Here is a 17,591-nt window from a genome sequence, read left to right as displayed (position 1 = left end):
CCCACGACCGCCGCGCGCGCGACGAGAGCGGGGTGACCCGGTGACCGAGGCCCTGCTTCTGCTGCTCGCACTCGCGCTCACCCTCGCCTGCGCCGTCTTCGTCGCGGCCGAGTTCTCCCTGACGACCGTCGAGCGCGGCGAGCTGGAACGCGCCGCCGAGTCGGGTGACAAGGGCGCCGCCCGCGCGCTGGGCGCCGTGCGCCGCCTCACCTTCCAGCTCTCCGGCGCGCAGCTCGGCATCACCGTGACCTCGCTGGTCATCGGCATGCTGGCCGAGCCCGCGTTCGCCACCCTGCTGAGCGGCCCGCTGGGCGCCGTCGGCATCCCGGAGGGCGTCGCGTCCCCGCTGGCCGTCGCCCTCGGCGTGCTCGCCTCCACGGTCGTCCTCATGGTCATCGGCGAGCTGGTCCCGAAGAACTGGGCCATCTCCCGGCCCCTCACGGTCGCCCGCGCCGTCGCCGGCCCGCAGCGCGCCTTCACGGCGGCGTTCGCCCCGTTCATCCGCCATCTCAACGACACGGCCAACCATCTGGTGCGCCGCGCCGGGCTCGAACCCACCGAGGAGCTGGCCTCGGCCCGCACCCCGCAGGAACTGATCGCCCTCGCCCGGCACTCCGCCGCCGAGGGCGTTCTGCCCTCCGACTCCGCCGAGCTGTTCGTCCGCACGCTGCACCTGGGCGACCTGACCGCCGAGAACGTCATGACGCCCCGCGTCGACGTCCACGCGCTCCACGTCTCGGCGACGGCGGCCGACGCCGCCAACCTCACGCTGGCCACCGGCCTGTCCCGCTTCCCCGTCTACCGCGAGGGACTCGACGACATCGCCGGGGTCGTCTCCATCAAGGACGTCCTGGCCCTGGACGAGCGCGACCGCGCGGGCACCACCGTGGCCTCGCTGATGTCCGAGGCCCTGCTCGTCCCCGACAGCGTCCCCGTGGACCGCCTGCTGGAGCAGCTGCGCGGCAGCCGTTCGCTGGCCGTCGTCGTGGACGAGTACGGCGGCACCGCGGGCGTCGTCACCCTGGAGGACATCGTCGAGGAGGTCGTCGGCGAGGTCCGCGACGAGCACGACCCCGACGAGGACCCTGACCTCGCCCCCGCAGGACCCGGCAGCTGGGAGGCGGACGGCAGCCTGCGCGTGGACCAGCTCGCCGGCATCGGCCTCGACGCGCCCGAGGGCCCGTACGAGACCGTCGCCGGGCTGGTCGCGACCGAGCTGGCGCGTATACCCGCCATCGGCGACACGGTCGAGGTCGCCGGCTGGCGCGTCACCGTCCTGCTGACGGCGCACCACCGCGCGGACCGCGTCCGCATCGACGTGCTCCAGCCCTCGCACACCACCTCCGACACGGCGGGAGACGCCCGATGACCGCGTTCCAACTGGCGCTCGGCGTACTGACGCTGGTCACCAACGCGTTCTTCGTCGGCGCCGAGTTCGCCCTGATCTCGGTGCGCCGCGACCAGATCGAGCCGCGCGCCGAGCGCGGGGAGCGCGGCGCGCGCACCGTCCTGTGGGCGCTCCAGCACCTGTCCGCGATGATGGCGACCGCCCAGCTGGGCATCACCGTCTCCTCGCTGGTCCTCGGCGCGGTCGCGGAACCGGCGATCGCGCACCTGCTGGAGCCCGGCTTCGACGCCCTGGGCGTGCCCCACCCGCTGGTGCACCCCATCGCGTTCGCCATCGCCCTGGCCCTGGCGACGTACCTGCACATGCTCTTCGGCGAGATGGTGCCGAAGAACATCGCGCTGGCCGCGCCGGAACGCACCGCGCTGCTCCTCGGCCCGCCCCTGGTCGGCCTGACCCGCGCGCTGCGCCCGTTCATCTTCGGCATCAACGCCTTCGCCAACGCGCTGCTGCGGCTGATGAAGGTCGAGCCGAAGGACGAGGTCGCGTCCGTCTTCACCGACGACGAGCTGGCCCGCATCGTGCAGGACTCCAGCGACGCGGGCCTGCTGGAGGCGGGGGAGAGCGAGCGGCTGCGCGTCGCGCTCAGCCTGGGCACGCGCACCGTCGCCGAGGTCACCGTCCCGGTCGGCCGCATGGTCACCGTGGACCACCGCGTGACCCCGCGCCGCCTGGAGCAGGCGGCGGCGACGTCGGGCTACTCCCGCTTCCCCGTGACGGGCCCCGGGCCGACGGTCCTCGGCTTCCTGCACGTGAAGGACTCGCTGGAGGCGCAGGGCCGCGACCGGCCGTTCCCCCGCGAGGCGCTGCACCCGGTGATCCGGATCGCGCCGAACACGCCGCTGGACGACGCGCTCACCGCGATGCGCGCCGCCTCCACGCACCTCGCGGCCGTGACCAGTGACAAGGGCGCGCTGCTCGGCTTCGTCACCATGGAGGACGTGCTCACCGAGCTGGTCGGCCCCCCGACCACCCCGGCGGCCTGACCACCCCGGCGGCCTGACCGTCCCGCGCCCGTCCGCCGTGTCCTGGCGGGCGGGCGCATCATGGGAGGCATGCCAGAAGGAGACACCGTCAGGCAGGTCGCCGACCGGCTCGGCGACGCGCTGGCCGGGCGGCGCCTGATCCGCTCCGACCTGCGCGTCCCGCGCCTGGCGACCGCCGACCTGACCGGCAGGACGGTCCTGGACGTCACCCCGCGCGGCAAGCACCTGCTGACGCGCGTCGAGGGCGGCCTCACCCTGCACTCGCACCTGCGGATGGACGGCGCGTGGAAGGTGTACGCGCCGGGCCGCCGCTGGTCGGGCGGCCCCGCGCACCAGATCCGCGCGATCCTCGGCACGGCGGAGCACACGGCCGTCGGCTACCGCCTGCCCGTCCTCGAACTCCTCCGCACGAGGGACGAGCCCCGCGTCGTCGGCCACCTCGGGCCCGACCTGCTCGGACCCGACTGGGACCCGGCCGAGGCCCTCCGCCGCCTCCTCGCCGACCCGGCGCGCCCGCTCGGCGCGGCCCTGCTCGACCAGCGCGTGATGGCGGGGGTGGGCAACGTCTTCATGGCCGAGCTGTGCTTCCTCACCGGCGTGACGCCCTGGCTGCCGGTCGGCGACCTGCCCGACCCGGACGCCGTGGTCGCGCGCGCCCACACCCTGCTCCAGGCCAACCGCGACCAGCGCGACCGCACGACGACGACCCCCGCACTCCTCGCCCGCACGGGCCGCCGCTTGTACGTCTACGGCCACCGCGGCCACCCGTGCGCACGCTGCGGCACACCGATCCGCGTACTCCACGAAACACCATCCCAGCCACGCCCCACCTACTGGTGCCCCCACTGCCAACAGGGCCCGGTCCTGCCCCCGAGCTGACTGCCTCTTCACCCCACACTGCCCCGGCCTCCATCCCGGTCGGCGGATTCCGCGTGCCCTCCACCAGGGCTGCAAGGCTCCTGCAATCCGTCCGCAAGCCAACCGTCCAGGCAACGGGGAAAGCAGCCCGATGACCGGAACTGCTCATCACCCACTGGGGGGAAGCGATGTCAGGCGAAAGCAGGCGCACGACGCCTGCGGTGATCCAGCAGGGACAGTGGGCCACTGTCCGTGACTGCAAGAGAGTTCTCGTTGTCATGCATACGATGACGTACGCGCAGAGGCTTCAGGAGGTCGTCCAGTCACTGGAGTCGGACCTCCGGGTGCAGGTGGTCTTCACCGTGGCACCGCACGCCTTCGGCCAAGGGGTCAGGCGCTACCTGCACGGCCTGGGGATCGCCACGATCTCGTGGCGGCAGGCCGTCACGACACCGTTCGACCTCGCCCTCGCGGCAGGCTCGCAGGGCATGCAAGCGGTCCAAGCACCTGTGGTGCGGCTGTCGCACGGTGCCGGACACATCAAACTTCTTCGCGAAGGCGGGGCGGAGGCCACGCGCGGGCCGGGGATGCTGAGCAGACGGCATCTCCTGCACGACGGCCGGGTCATGCCGGCCGCGGTCGCCCTGGCCCATGAGCGCGAGCGGGACATGCTGTCCCGTTCGTGCCCCGAGGCCCTGCCCATGGCGACGGTCGTCGGAGACCCGAGCCACGACCGGCTTCTGGTGAGCCGGGGCAAGCGCGAGGCGTACCGCCGCGCGCTGGGACTCGGCGACGGGCAGCAGCTCGTCGTCGTCGCGTCCACCTGGGGCCGGTCCGCCGCGTTCGGACGCTTCGACTCCCTCCTGCCACGGCTGCTCGCCGAGTTGCCCGCCCGCAGATTCCGGGTCGCCATCCTGGTGCACCCGAACGTCTGGTCGGGGCACGGTCCCTGGCAGGTCCACAGCTGGTTGGCCACCTGGAAGCGCCACGGCGCGCTGCTCGTCCCGCCGGAGGCCGACTGGCAGTCCTTGCTGGTGGCGAGCGACTACCTGATCGGTGACCACGGTTCGGTCACCGCGTACGGGAGTCTGGTGGATGTGCCCATCCTGATCTCGGGCCTGCCACGGTCCGAGGTGGCCGAAGACTCCCCGGCGGTCGCGCTGGCCGCGCGGGCTCCCGCCCTCTCGGCCGTCCGCCCGCTGGGGGAGCAACTGCGGTACGCGTCCGAGCGTCACCGAAGCGGTGACTACGACTCCGTCGCCGCGCTGATCACGTCGGTGCCAGGCGAGTTCCAGCAGCGCATGCGCGCGTTGCTCTACCGGCTGCTCGGTCTCGGAGAGCCCGCGTACGCGCCCGAGACACGGCCCGCCCCGCTGCCGCCCCCGCTGTCGAGCTGGAAGCGGCAGGGGAACGGGCGGTGGACGGCGTGAGCGCACGGTTCGTCGGCGTTCGGATCACCGAGGTGCACGGGACGCCGGCCGTCGCCGGGGGGATGCACGACCCGGTGGGCGGCAGGCGGACGGCCGCCCTCGTCCTGACCGCCTCGCCGGACCGCAGCTGGGCCGCGGTCATCGACGACACCGACGCGTCGCCCTGGTACGGCACGGAGACGGCGCGCGCGACGGCGCTGGGTACTGATCCCCATCTCCGTGTCGAGGCGGGAAGTCCGGCCTTCAGTCGCTGGTCCGGGCTGGCGGATGTGCTCGTCGCGACCGCCGCCCGCACACCGGATCAGGCGAGGCGGAGGGCCGAGACTCTCCTGGTCGAGTATCCCGGCTGCCTGGTGACGGTGGTCCCGCTCCTCGGCCGAGCCGGCTGCGTGCTGGGGACCGCGAGTTCCGGGAGGGCGGGAACCGTCGTCATGGACGCGGCGAGTGCGCCTCCATCGGTCTGGCCCATCCTCGGCTCCTTCCTCCATGGGTGGCTGAGCGCCGGGCGGCATTCCGGAGAACTGCTGGGCACGACCCTGCTCGTGCACGGACCTGACGGCGGCCGTCTCGTGACGGCGCGCTGACGGTCAACGGCCTGAGGGCCGTCTTCACGGTCGCACGCCGTGGAGACGGCCCTCGATGCGGCTTGAGTCCCGAGGGCTCCGCCGCTCCAGCACCGCCAGTGCTTTCAGGTACCAGTCCGCGGCTTCCTCACCGGCTCCTGACCATTCGGCCGCCTGCCCCAGCATCTCCATGCAGCGTCCCTGCCAGAGCACCGAACCTGTTCCGGCGAACTCCGCCAGTGCGGCGCGGAGGTGACGGACACCCTCGCCGGGGCCGGTGCCTTCCGCCGCCTCGGCCGAAGCGAGCACGTGGCCCAGCAGCGCGAGAGCCCGTGCAGCGTCGTAGGCGTCACCGATCTCCACCAGCACACCACGCGCGTCCGTCAGATACGCCACGGCCTCGCCGACACGTCCGAGCGCCTCGCAGACCTGTCCGAGCACGATGCGGGAGAGCGCGGCACCGCGCCGGTACCCGATGTCCTCCCTCATGCCCAGGGCGCGGAGGAGCCGGTGCTCCGCCTCCGGCAGACGCCCGGCCTCGAAGAGCGCCACTCCCAGTCCGTGCGTCGCCTGCGCCTCATCCCGCCGGTCGCCGTCCTCCCGGGCCATGCGCAGCGCCTGCTGGTACCACTCGGCAGCCTCTTCGGGTTCCCCCGCGTTGCGCAGCCCATTGCCCCCGGACGTGAGCATCCGCCGTTGCGCGGCTCTGTCTCCGGCCGCCTGGGCTGCTTCGAGGCCCAGACGGTGAGCCCTGATCCACAGCTCGGCGGGCCGCAGCCGGAGGAACAACGGCCATGCGGCGTCCGTCAGCTGCCAGCAGGCGGTGTGCAGACCGGAGTCGGCGCAGTACCGGATGGCTTCGTCCAGCATCGCCTGGTGCGAGTCGAGCCAGGACAGGGCACCCGCCGCGTCCTCGAACGCCGTGAAGGGACCGGGCTCTCCGGTGTACTCCCGCGGCAGAGTCTGATGGCTCGGTGTGAGCAGCAGCTCTGCCTTCGCCGCTCCCTGAAGCAGCCAGTCCACGAACCTCCGGAGGACCGCGTCCCGTTCCGCTGCTCCGGCCTCCTCGCCGCATCGCCGGGCGTGTGCGTGCACGAGATCGTGGAAGCGGTAGGCATCGGGCCCCAGTTCCTCCAGCATGCTGGTCTCCACCAGCGACTCCAGCATACGGTCCGCCTCCCACAGCGGGAGCGCGCAGGCGGCGGCCACCAGATCGGTGGAGAACATGTTCGTCGGCAACATGCCGAGACAGGCGTACGCGCGGGCGACGTCGGTTGTGAGAAGGGCGTGGGACTCGTCCAGGGCAACTTTGATCGCCGCCTGTCCTTCGAGCCGCAGTTCTTCCAACGGGCCCATCCCCCGGGACAGCGAGACGGCCATGGTCGCCAGTGGCTGGCGAGGGCGGGCGGCCAGTCTTGCCGCGGCAAGGCATACGGCGAGCGGCAGGTACGCGCACAAGGCCACGACGTCCTGCGCGGCATCGCGCTCCCTGCCGATCCGGTCGCCGCCGCCGCCGAGGCCGAGCAGCCGCACGGCCGCGTCCGGTGCGAGAGCGCCCAGACGGTACAGGGATGCGCCCTCGACCACGAGCCCCGTGAGCTGATTGCGACTGGTCACCACGGTCAGGCTCCGGTCGGTGGCCCCGGGGAGCAGGGGACGCACCTGCGCGGCGGTGATCGCGTTGTCCAGCACAACCGCCACTTTGGACCGCGCGGTGAACGAACGCCACAGGGCGGATTTATCCGATATCCGGACGGGGATGTCTGTTGCCCCGAGGGCGCGGAGGAATCGGTCCAGCACATCTTCGGACCGTGAGGCCCCGCTGAGGGAGTAGCCGCCTAGATCGGCGTAGAAGAGCCCATCCGGATATTGATCCTCCAGTTCGCTCACCCAGCGGCACACCAGAGTGGATTTGCCGACACCGGCCGGGCCGCTCACGACGATCAACCCAGGCGACGAACGCTGGCCTTGGCGGCTTGCCTCCAGAGCCGCCATATCTGCCTCTCTCCCCACCAAATGCTGCGATACAGCGGGAATCTGGCGAGGGACAGGCAGGGACGACGAGACGGGGGCCTGGTGGAAGTGAACGCCTCCGGAGATGTCCCTGGCCTGCACTTGATGCCCGGAGATCTGTGCGTTTCCCTCAAGACGGTTCGAGTGTCCCGCCGTCGGCTTCGCCGACGGGTTCGCCAGGCTGACCAGGGCTTTCGACAGGCGGCCGTCTGCAGCCGCCACACGCTCCAGCTCGGCGGCGGCCTGGGTAATGGTGACCGGCGACGGAGCGGAAAGTGCACGGTTCCACGTTTCGGCCAGCGCATCGTCCGTCTCCAGTGCTGAACTGAGAATACGCGTCAGCAACGCCAGTTCATCGGCACGGGGAACGCCGCTCACATCGGTCAACAGCATGTCCAACACGTCGGCGATTTCGCGTCTGTCCACGGTCTCCCCCATCCCCTCACCATGGCCGCGGCGAGTCGGCGAGGGCCATCGCACAGACGCACCGCGTTGTTCTCGACGTTGATCCCTTACCCAACGGGAAGCGTCATCGATCTCTGGAACCACGATCCGGAATAGTTGATAAGGCGGTATGGCCCACACCGGAATATCGTGCGATGCTCATAGGTCTGAAAGGAAGTCGTGCCGGCGGGGGAGGGCGCTGGTGGAGTTCCAGATATCGCTGCTCGGCCCGGTAGAGGCACGAGTCGACGGCCGACTCTGCGACACCGGTACTCCGAAGCAGAAGCTCGTGCTCGCTTCGCTTGCCTGGGAAGCAGGTCGGACCGTCAGCCGGCAGACATTGATCCAGCGTGTGTGGGGGGACGAACCGCCGGGCAATGCGCAAGCGAGCCTGAGCGCCTACTGCTCCCGGGTGCGCAAGTCCTTCGGGCCCCAGGCCGAGTCGCGGCTCGCGCGGGCTGACGGCGGTTATCGGCTCGACATCCATCCCGACAGGGTTGATGTTCGACGCCAGGCGACCCTGGTGGATCAGGCGCGTGCTCTCTCGGACAACGGCAGTCTCGAAGCGGCCCTGACACTGATCCGCGACGCGCGGGCACTGAACAGGGGGGAGGCGCTGGCGGGGCTTGAGAGCGGTTGGGCCGAAGAGATTCGGGCTCGAGTGCACGACCAGGAGACCGTGACAGCCCTCCTGGAAGCGAACGTCACCTTACAGCTCGGCCGCTATCACGAAACGGTGCTGGCCCTTCGGCGTCTCGCGAACGATGCTCCGGCGGACGAGTCGCTGGTCGCTCACCTCGCCCTGGGGCTGCATGGCGCTGGACGGGTTGCCGAGGCCCTTCGCCTGCTCCAGCGGACAGCGCAGCATCTGGTTCACGAATACGGCAATGACCTCGGCCCTCAGTTGCAGACCATCAGGCGTGGTATTCAGGAAGGTGCTCAGGCGGCTGAGCTGCTCACCCACCTCGGCGTCGTGAGCGCCTTCCGGCCACCGGACCTAGTGCCCGACAATCTCCCGCGAAGCACTCCCTTGGTAGGCCGGACCGACGAACTGCGGTACTTCGATGCCGTGGTCGGAGAGAATGTCGAGGTGCTTCCATCCGCCGTCGCTCTAGAGGCGATCGACGGCATGGGGGGTGTGGGGAAAACGGCACTCGCCATACATGTCGGACATCGCTTGCGGGATCGATTTCCTGATGGACGGATCTTTCTGGGGCTTTTCGGGCATGATCCGGCGCAGCCTGCCCTGGCACCTGAGGACGCACTGCGTGAATTGCTCCGCCTCATCGGCGTGCCGCAGGGCGCCCACCTGTCCAGTCTCGATCAGCTCGCCGGAGTCTGGCGCAAGGAGATGACTCGCCGCCGGGCTCTGGTTATCCTCGATGACGCATTGGATGCGGACCAGGTAGAGCCTCTGCTGCCAGGAGCTTCACCGTCACTCGTGATCGTGACGAGCCGCAGGCGCCTCGTGGGACTGAACGGCGTACGGTCGGTCGTTCTCGACGCATTGACCCAGAAGGAAGCCATTGAGCTCTTCTCTCGGCAATTGCCGGAACGACAGATCAAGGATCGCGACGAGGTGGCGCGCGTCGTCCGGTTGTGTGGCTGTCTCCCGCTGGCCATCGACATCGCGGCCTGTCGCCTCCTTACGCGGCCCGCCTGGAGCACCGCTCACCTGGCGGACCGGCTGGCGGCCTCCCCTGCGGGGCGGCTCGATGAACTCAGGGACGGCACTCGTGGGCTTGCCGAGGCTTTCTCCATGTCCTACCGGACACTGAACGTTGACCAGAGACGGTTTTTCAGGACAGCCGGGCTATATCCCGGCACTCAATTCGGTCCTCACGCTGCAGCCGCTCTGGCGGGACTGCCGCTGGCCGGGGTCGAGCGTCTGCTCGAAGAGCTGCTGCGCGTCAACCTGTTCATGGAGCCGTCCAGCGACCGCTTCAGTGTGCACGACCTGTTGCGAGAGTATGCGCGAACGCTGGCCTCGCCGGGGGAAGCGACAGCTGCTGTCCAGCGCTTGACGGAAATGGTTGTACAAGCCGCCGACATGGCTGATCGGCTTGTTTACCCGCACCGGCTCCGTGCCGATGTCGCCGGAGAGGAGTCGTCTCGGGCGCGCCCGGATGCCGCGCGATGGCTCGAAGCTGTAGGGCCACGGGACTGGTTCACCATTGAAGGACGCAATCTTCTGGCGTTGCTGGAACATGTGCGCGCTTTCGGTCCGGCGCGTTCGCATGCGCTGCTGACGCATGTTCTGGTGGGGTTCCTTGAAAACGAGGGCTATCTCCGTACAGCGCTTCCACACCTCCGGCAGGCCGTCGAACACTGGAAAAAAACCGGCGAGGACAGCTTGCGGACCCGGGCCCTCCTGGATCTCAGCACGATCCACACGCACATCGGTGACTACGAGCAAGCCTTGCACGTGGCAGGGGAAGCTCTCTCCATTGCTCGGGCATCCGATGACATCGATGCCGAAATGGAGGTCCTTCACTACATCAGCGCCCTTCAGTGGCACACGGGGCGCTTCGAGGAAGCGGTGCCTCTCCAGTATCACGCCCTTGAGCTTCGTCAACGTCACTCCGACAATCGCCATATCGCCAGAACACTCAACCTGCTAGGTATTTGTCTCCTGCATCTCGGCAAGTGGCGTGACGCGTACAGGCATTTCAGACATGCGCTTTCGATCTTCGAGCACATGGATGACCGCCGAGGCCTGTACCGATTGCTCAACAACCTGGCGGAGCTGCAGACGAGAATGGGCCGTCCCCGGGAGGCGCTCGACATATGCCGACAGGCGCTCGACATCGCGCGGCCAGTGGCTAGTCGTACTGAATTAGCCCTGCTAGACAGCATGCTGGCAGGAATTCTGACTGCACTTGGTGAGGCGGAGCAGGCGCTTGAACTCTATCGGGACGCTCTGCCTGTTATCCGGAGCTCAGGGGATCTGCTCCAGGAGAGCGTGGTGTTGAACGGTCTAGGAAGCGCTCTTCGGGCGGCTGGTCAGGCGAGGGAAGCCCTTCCTCACCATGTTGCCGCACTCGCCATGGCGCGACGTATCCATGCGCCCAACGAGGAGATGCAGGCTCTCCGTGAACTCGCCCGAGCCGAGTTGCTGACTGGGCGCCACGACCAAGCGGTCGGCCACGCGCAGGATGCGCTGGCGATCGCCCGACGGCTCTCCTCGCCGGACGGCGTGGCCGAAGCCCTCACTCTGCTAGCCCACGTGAGGCAAGACATGGGGCTCTTCGTGGAGGCAGAGAGGCTCAGTCAAGAGGCGGCTGTGCTTGAGGCGGACCTGAACGCCCAGTTGCCTGAGCTGAGCTGATGGAGACGTTGTATCGCCGCTTGTACCATGCCCTGTCGCATAGGGGCGTCCGTTGAGGGTGATTCACCCGTAAGGCTGATGACATAAGTTCTAATACCGACCATGTGGTTGATTGTGACTTCAGTGTGTCAGGCGTACCCCTGGGGTGAGGGTAACCTCCTGGGGCAATCCACCCCTGCCACTGGAAAGGTCCGTTTGTGAGCGTGCTCCCCCACCAGCTGTACGAGTTCGGTGTGTTGGCGCTGAGTGAGAGTGGTCAGATCCTCGTCGCACTGATCTGCTGGCTGTACTGACGAGCCAGCGGCCTTGAGTCGCGTCTGGGCCGTGGACTCGTCAACCTCCTACCGGGCCGGATGCTCTCAGATGGACTTGTTAAGTCATATCTGGTAAAGGCAGGGCCGTCGCGCGTTCGATGCCTTCTGTGGGTCGTCGTGTGAGCGGTTCGGAGGACTTATTCGGCCGGGGCGCACTGCGTGTCCCCGGCCGAAGCGTGTTTCGGGGGGCCTGTGCTGTCATGCGTTCGGCTCACCTGCGCGTACGCAGGGTGTCGGGGGTGCCTTGGCGTTCTGGGTGGGTGGGGGACCGGGTTGGGTGGGGGGCCGTGTCTGGGGGTGGGAGGGGGCGTTGGGCGTTGCGCACGGTTCTCCGAAGGGAGTTGTCCGGTGAGACGCAGCGACGGCGAGACGACGAGTGACGACGATGCGCGGGTGTCCGCGGCCGAGCGTGAGCTGTTCGGCGGGGCGCTCGTGTACGACACCTCCTGGGCGCGGCACGAGGAGGCCAGGTACGGGCTGCGGCTGCGCGCCATGCTGACGGGCATGCCCCGGCTCGTCGGCACCGCCGCCGGGCTCGCCTGGCGGGCCGACCGCCGCCTCACCCTCCTCGTCACCCTCGCGGAGGCGGGGCGGGGGGTGGCGCAGGCGGTGGGGCTGCTCGGCGTCAACTGGCTCCTCGCGACGCTCCTGTCCGGGGGCGACCTGACCGGGCGGATGCGCGAGTGCCTGCCCGTCGCGGTCCTCATCGGGGTCACGGCGGCGGCCGGTGCCGCGTGCGGCGCCCTGTCCACCCTGGCGAGCGGGCCCCTCGAACCACGGGTCGAACGCCTCGCCCGCGAGCGGTACCTGGAGCGCGCCCACCAGGTCGAGATGGCGGCGATGGAGGACGACGAGTTCCACCGCCTGCTGGACTCCGCCCAGTACGGCGCGGCGTCGGCGCGCAACATGGTCAGCCACTGCGTCGGCGTCCTCGGCGCGGTGATCTCCCTGCTGGCGGCCGGGACTGTGCTCACCGCCCTGCACGTGGCGCTGCTGCCGATGCTGCTGCTGATCGTGGTCCCGCGCGCCTGGGCCACGCTGACGGTGGCGCGGCGCCGTTACCGCAGCTGGCACCGGTGGGTGCAGCACTCCCGCGCGGCGAGCATGCTCGCGGGCCTCCTGATCGACACCGACGCCGCGCCCGAGGTGCGCGTCCACGGCGTGGGGCCGTACATCCTGCGGCACTTCCGCGACATGTCGATCAGCCAGGAGGGCGAGCAGGCCAGGCTCGCGCGCCTCGCCGCCCGTACGGAGCTGGCCGCCGCCGCGTGCACGGGCGCGGCGACGCTGGGCACGTACGCGCTCCTCGCCGCCCTGCTGTGGGGCGGCGGGATGGCCCTCGCCGCGGCGGGCACGGCCGTCCTCGCCATCCGCACCGGCACCGGGCAGCTCGACAGTCTCGTGCGGCAGCTCAACCACCTGCACGAGGAGTCGCTGTACGTCGGCGACCTCCGGCGGCTGCTGGCGGAGTCGGCCGAGCGCTGCATCCCGGCCGGGGGCGAGCCGCTCCCGGCGGCGGTGGAGAGCGTGACGTTCGAGGACGTCACGTTCGCCTACCCGGGCGCCGACGGCGCGCCCGCGCTGCGCGACGTGTCGCTGACGATCCCGCTGGGGCGCGGCGCGGTCGTCGCGCTCGTCGGCGAGAACGGGTCGGGCAAGAGCACGCTGGCCAAGCTGCTGTGCGGCCTCTACCTGCCGCAGCGCGGCGCCGTCCGCTGGGACGGGCACGATGCCGCCGCGCTCGACCGCCGGGAGATCTTCGGGCGGTGCGCCCTCGTGCACCAGGACCACTACCGCTGGCCGATGACGGCCGGGGTCAACGTCACGATCTCCCGCACCGACGCGCCGCCGGACGCGGAGCGGCTCGCCGGGTCGGCGGCGCACGCGGGGCTCGACGGCCTCGTCCCGACGCTGCCGCGCGGCTGGGACACGCTGCTGTCGCGCCGGTTCAGGGGCGGGCACCAGCTGTCGGGCGGCCAGTGGCAGCGGCTCGGCATCGCGCGCGCCCACTTCCGCGACGCGCCCGTCCTCGTGGTGGACGAGCCGACGGCCGCGCTGGACGCCAAGGCCGAGCAGCGCGTCTTCGACCAGATCCGCTCGCTGGCGGACGAGGGGCGGACGGTCGTGCTCATCACCCACCGGATGGCGTCGGTGCGGGGAGCGGACCTGGTGCATGTGCTGCACGAGGGGCGGCTCGTCGAGTCGGGCTCGCCCGAGGCGCTGCTCGCGCTGGGCGGGCGGTACCGGACGATGTACGACCTCCAGGCGAGCCAGTTCCGGCCCGTGCCCCGGCCGCGCGGGGCCGGGCGGGCGGCGGAGACGGCCTGACGGGCGAACGCGTTCACCCCACCGCTGTGCTCATCCGCCGCTGTGCTCATCCACCGCTGTGCTCATCCACCGAGTTGGGTGATCAGGCACCGCAGCACGTCGAAGGCGGGCTTCGGCTCGTAGTCGTCCGTGGTGAGGCCGAAGCGGTGGAAGAGAGTGGGGCCCGAGCTGTCGGCGTCGCGCAGGGCGAAGTGCGTGTAGCCGCTGAGCAGCAGCTCGTCCGCGTGCGCGGCGAGGGTCTTCACCACCGTGGCCACCACCTCCGCCTGCCGTTCGGGGGAGCGGTCGGGGCCGGTGGGCCAGCCGTGCTCGGTGATGTGCAGCGGCAGGTGGCCGAGGCCCGCCGAGGTGAGGACCGTCTCGCGATGGTGGCGCAGCAGCCCTTCGACAGCCGCGGCGAGTTCCGCCTCCGCTATCGGGCGGAACACGTCGGGGAAGAAGTCGAGGCCGATGTAGTCCAAGTCCGCGATGAACTTCTTGCCGCCGAGGGCGGTCAGTTCGTCCATGAAGGACGCGGCGGGGCCGAAGAGCGGGGTGGTGTTGAACCCGACGCGCAGGTGGGTGTGCCCGAGTGCGCGTGCCTGCTCTTTCACCACGGCCACGCCCCGGACGATCGCCTCGCGCACGCGGGGGTAGTGGCCGTCGAGGGTGGGGTTGCCGGTCGCGTCGGGCTCCTCGGTGACCTGGAGGGTGGTCGTCACCGCCCCGTACTGCTCGACCAGTTCGCGCAGCCAGGCGCAGTAGCCGTCGATGTCGCCGGACGCGGACCGGTACTGCGCCACCAGGTCCAGCGTCCGGGCGCCGACCGCGTAGCGCGCGGCGTCGGCGGGGGTGGCCGTGGCGTGGGGCGCGCCGAGGACCGTGCTGTCGTCGAAGGCCGTGTAGGCCCGCACGAGGAACGGGCGGTCGGGGTGGCCCTGGAGGGCGTCGAGCGCCTCCTCGACGCGGGCCGGGTCGTCGGGTGCCCCGCCTGCCAGGCCGCCGGTGTCGTCGCCGGTGACGCCGCCCGGGTAGACGCCGAACAGCAGGGGGGTGGAGGGAAAGGGGTCGGTGGCGGTCATGTGTCGTGGTCCTCTCGGGAGATGACGGCTGTCGGCCAGGCGAGCGAGCCGGAACGGATCTCGTCCGCCGTCCGCTCGGCCCACGCGGTCTCGGCCCGCGCGAGCGCGAGGGCGTACTCGGCCTCGATCACGTGCAGCCGGGGCACGCCCGCCGCCAGGGCGTCGCCGAGCCGCGCCTCGTCGGCCGCCGTGCGGTCACGCAGGCGCCTGGCGCGCTCGGCGAGCGCGTCGGCCGCGTCGCCGGGGCCGAGGGCGCCGAGGTGGCTGACGGCGGCGACGAAGCGCGTGAACTCGCGCTCCGGGTCGCGGATCTCGGCGTCGAGGCGCCGTACCAGCTCGGCGTGGCCGGCCGGGGTGATCGTGTAGACGGTCCGCTCGGGGCGGTTGCCCGCGCGTTCCTGGCCCTGTGCGGCGACCCATCCGGCGCCGGCCAGGGCCGTGACGGTGTTGTAGAGCGTGCCGCGCGTGGCCGCTGCGGCGTGGGCGTCGCCGCGGTCACGCAGGGCGGACAGCAACTGGTAGGGGTGCGCGGGCCGTTCGAGCAGCAGGCCGAGCACCACCGGGACGAGCGGGTTGTCGAGGGCGCGCCGTGGCATGGTCGAACTCTAACAGTCCAAATAGACCATGCGGTGTGAAGGGGGCGCCGCGGCCGTTCCCTAAGCTGGCCGCGCGGCAACCGCCGACCGTCGTGAGGGGATCAGCATGGCAACGCCCGGGACAGCACGTACGACCGGCGACGCGGGGGTCGTCGCGGCCCCGGACGCGGCCCCGGTCCCTGGCGGACCCCGCGTGCTGGACTCGCTGCTGTGGGCGGGGGCGATCCCGCTGGCGGCCGTGGTGGGCGCGGTCCTCGCCCAGCTTGCCTGGCCGTGGGCGGGAGTCGCCGTCGTGGTCGTCGCGGGGTTCACCGCGCCCGTCGTGGCCGGGATGGCCTGGAACCGCGCCGGGGCCGCCACTCTCGCGGCCGTCACCACGTTCGCCCTCGGCCTCTTCGCGGGGCCCGGCCTGTACGAGACCTACGCCAAGGGGTTCGGCGAACGGGCGGACGCCCTGGTCGCGGACACCACCGGCGGGGACGGCGAGCGCCACGTCTGCCGCGTGGTGGACACCTCCGGAGCGGTCCACGACCTGTCGGAACAGCAGAACTGCGGCGGGCAGTTCGCGCCGGGACAGCGGATCGTCCTGTATACGGACCCGCTCGGCGTCCTCCGGCCGTGGGCCGAGGCCGCGGACGGCCGCGGTCCCGACGCCGTCGGCCTGTCCGTCACCGGCGGCCTGTTCGCCCTCACGGCCGCGACGCTGTTCTCCGCCGGGGCGCGGCGGCGCACGGGCCAGGAGGCGCGGGCGGGGAAGCGCCGCGCCCAGGGCCCTCCGCGGCGCTCGGAGTCCTGAGGCCCGTCCCCGGTCCGCGCCGTACGCACGGCGGAGCTGGTACGGGCAGTACCACCGTCCGCACTCGACCCGGGGGCCGCGCCGCTGCCAGACTCGGCGTCATGGCAGACCAGCGAGGGGGATTCGCCGATTTCCTCCGCTCGCGGCGGGACAGGACCCGCCCCGAGGACGTGGGCCTCGCCGGGGGCGGCCGCCGCCGTTCACCGGGCCTGCGCAGGGCCGAGGTCGCGCAGCTCGCGGGGATCAGCGTCGAGTACTACGTGCGCCTCGAACAGGGCCGGGGCGCCACTCCCTCCGCGGCCGTACTCGACGCCATCGCCCGGGTGTTCGCGCTCGATCCCGGCGAACGGGAGCACCTGCGCGCCCTCGCCGGCCGCCGCGGCGGGGCGCCCGCCACGGCCCCGGCGGAACGGGTCAGGGGCAGCACGCTGCGGCTGCTCGACCGGCTCGACCCGACACCCGCGTACGTCCTCGGGCGCCGCCTCGACGTCCTGGCGTGGAACGGCATGGCGCCCGTCCTCTTCCCGCACCTGGCCGAACTCCCGGCGCAGCGCCGCAACCTGGTGCGGTACGCGTTCACGCACCCCGGCGCGCGGACGTTCTACGTGGACTGGCCGACCATGGCGCGGCGCGGCATCGCGCACCTGCGGAGGTCGGCGGGGCGCCATCCCGACGATCCGGCGATCGCCGCGCTGGTGGGCGAACTGTCGGTGAAGAGCGAGGACTTCCGCGTCTGGTGGGCGCGGCACGACGTGCGCAGCCACGACCACGGGCGCATGGTCTTCCACCACCCGGTCGTCGGGCGGATCAGCCTCCACTACGAGGCGATGCGGCTGCCGGGGGCCTCCGAGCTGATGCTGGTCGCGTACACGGCGCCCGCGCGGAGCCCGGAGCAGGACGCGCTCGACCTGCTCGACGTCCTGCGCCGCGCCGCGCCCACCGGGCTGCCGCGGGGCGCCGGGTTCGGGGCGGACGAGCCGGAGCCGGGCGGCCCCGTCGGCTGAACCGGCGCCCGGCGGCGGGCGGTCGGGGGAGTGCGCGATCCGGACACAAGGGACGTGCCAGGGGCGGATCACGTAACGGTCCTGACACGGAAAGCGGCCGCCGGATGCCCCCTGTGCCCGGCCCGTGCCTGTGTGTGGGAGTCGTGGGCACCTGGGACGCGCGCGCCGATCATACATACCAGACGGTTTCTTTTCCGGAACCTACCGACCGGTTCCCGCCGTACCCATCGGCCCAATCGTGTCGATCGCGGAGCAGGGTGACGTACCGTCGCGTTATCCGCGTGCCGGATGGGCCGACGCCGCCGTCCGCACGTGCATCCGCTCGCCGGTGCGCCGGGATGCACGTGCTAACGCGCAGGTGACAGGCCGTCAGAGACCCTGACCGGAGCGTGGGCAAGCAGTTCGCCGGACGGCACACCAGGGGGCCATCCAGCCATTCTCGTCCCGGCCCGCGCCGCCGCCGCC

At 71.2% G+C, this 17,591-nt stretch carries 12 protein-coding genes; 9 read left to right on the top strand and 3 right to left on the bottom strand.

Going from position 1 to position 17,591, the window contains the following annotated elements:
• Nucleotides 1-40 precede the first annotated feature (40 nt).
• The 5 genes from ACIBPC_RS21795 to ACIBPC_RS21775 all read left to right on the top strand — a co-directional run bounded on the left by ACIBPC_RS21795 (nucleotide 41) and on the right by ACIBPC_RS21775 (nucleotide 5,263).
• Nucleotides 41-1,369, top strand: a complete 1,329-nt coding sequence (locus ACIBPC_RS21795) for a hemolysin family protein (RefSeq protein WP_362967251.1) — start codon at nucleotides 41-43, stop codon at nucleotides 1,367-1,369.
• Nucleotides 1,366-2,391 (top strand): hemolysin family protein, encoded by a 1,026-nt coding sequence (locus ACIBPC_RS21790; protein WP_398846837.1) that lies wholly within the window; start codon nucleotides 1,366-1,368, stop codon nucleotides 2,389-2,391. Before ACIBPC_RS21795 ends, ACIBPC_RS21790 begins: the two co-directional genes overlap by 4 nt.
• A gap of 69 nt (nucleotides 2,392-2,460) precedes the next feature.
• A complete protein-coding gene (locus tag ACIBPC_RS21785; protein WP_398846835.1) occupies nucleotides 2,461-3,270 on the top strand; it encodes an Fpg/Nei family DNA glycosylase in 810 nt (269 codons plus the stop codon).
• A gap of 266 nt (nucleotides 3,271-3,536) precedes the next feature.
• Nucleotides 3,537-4,679, top strand: coding sequence for a hypothetical protein (locus ACIBPC_RS21780; protein ID WP_362967257.1), 1,143 nt, complete (start codon nucleotides 3,537-3,539; stop codon nucleotides 4,677-4,679).
• Nucleotides 4,676-5,263: a hypothetical protein gene (locus tag ACIBPC_RS21775; protein WP_398846833.1), complete on the top strand. Its 588-nt coding sequence runs from the start codon at nucleotides 4,676-4,678 to the stop codon at nucleotides 5,261-5,263. Before ACIBPC_RS21780 ends, ACIBPC_RS21775 begins: the two co-directional genes overlap by 4 nt.
• 24 nt (nucleotides 5,264-5,287) lie before the next feature.
• Here the strand turns inward: ACIBPC_RS21775 and ACIBPC_RS21770 are convergent, their stop codons facing one another.
• Complete coding sequence (locus tag ACIBPC_RS21770) at nucleotides 5,288-7,693, bottom strand: tetratricopeptide repeat protein (RefSeq protein ID WP_398846831.1); 2,406 nt, start codon at nucleotides 7,691-7,693, stop codon at nucleotides 5,288-5,290.
• Nucleotides 7,694-7,901: 208 nt separating this feature from the next.
• Here ACIBPC_RS21770 and ACIBPC_RS21765 point away from each other — a divergent pair, with 208 nt between their 5' ends.
• Both ACIBPC_RS21765 and ACIBPC_RS21760 read left to right on the top strand, forming a co-directional pair.
• On the top strand, nucleotides 7,902-11,027 hold the full coding sequence (locus ACIBPC_RS21765; protein WP_398846830.1) for an AfsR/SARP family transcriptional regulator: 3,126 nt from the start codon (nucleotides 7,902-7,904) through the stop codon (nucleotides 11,025-11,027).
• Between the two features lie 662 nt (nucleotides 11,028-11,689).
• Nucleotides 11,690-13,669 carry an ABC transporter ATP-binding protein gene (locus tag ACIBPC_RS21760; protein ID WP_398846828.1) on the top strand — a complete coding sequence of 660 codons (1,980 nt, stop codon included), beginning with the start codon at nucleotides 11,690-11,692 and terminating at the stop codon, nucleotides 13,667-13,669.
• Between the two features lie 62 nt (nucleotides 13,670-13,731).
• Here the strand turns inward: ACIBPC_RS21760 and ACIBPC_RS21755 are convergent, their stop codons facing one another.
• Nucleotides 13,732-14,730 (bottom strand): hypothetical protein, encoded by a 999-nt coding sequence (locus ACIBPC_RS21755; protein ID WP_398846826.1) that lies wholly within the window; start codon nucleotides 14,728-14,730, stop codon nucleotides 13,732-13,734.
• On the bottom strand, nucleotides 14,727-15,326 hold the full coding sequence (locus ACIBPC_RS21750; protein ID WP_398846824.1) for a PadR family transcriptional regulator: 600 nt from the start codon (nucleotides 15,324-15,326) through the stop codon (nucleotides 14,727-14,729). The genes ACIBPC_RS21755 and ACIBPC_RS21750 overlap by 4 nt, the downstream gene beginning before the upstream one ends.
• 106 nt (nucleotides 15,327-15,432) lie before the next feature.
• Between ACIBPC_RS21750 and ACIBPC_RS21745 the strand changes: the two genes are divergently transcribed.
• Complete coding sequence (locus ACIBPC_RS21745; RefSeq protein ID WP_398846822.1) at nucleotides 15,433-16,122, top strand: hypothetical protein; 690 nt, start codon at nucleotides 15,433-15,435, stop codon at nucleotides 16,120-16,122.
• 101 nt (nucleotides 16,123-16,223) lie between these two features.
• Entirely contained in the window at nucleotides 16,224-17,126 is a 903-nt protein-coding gene (locus tag ACIBPC_RS21740; protein ID WP_362967273.1) for a helix-turn-helix transcriptional regulator, read from the top strand.
• Nucleotides 17,127-17,591 lie beyond the last annotated feature (465 nt).

The sequence above is a fragment of the Streptomyces sp. NPDC049879 genome (genome assembly GCF_044461265.1).
Taxonomy (GTDB): domain Bacteria; phylum Actinomycetota; class Actinomycetes; order Streptomycetales; family Streptomycetaceae; genus Streptomyces.
Note: the sequence above shows the minus strand (reverse complement) of the source record. Positions and strands in the feature narration are given on the sequence as shown.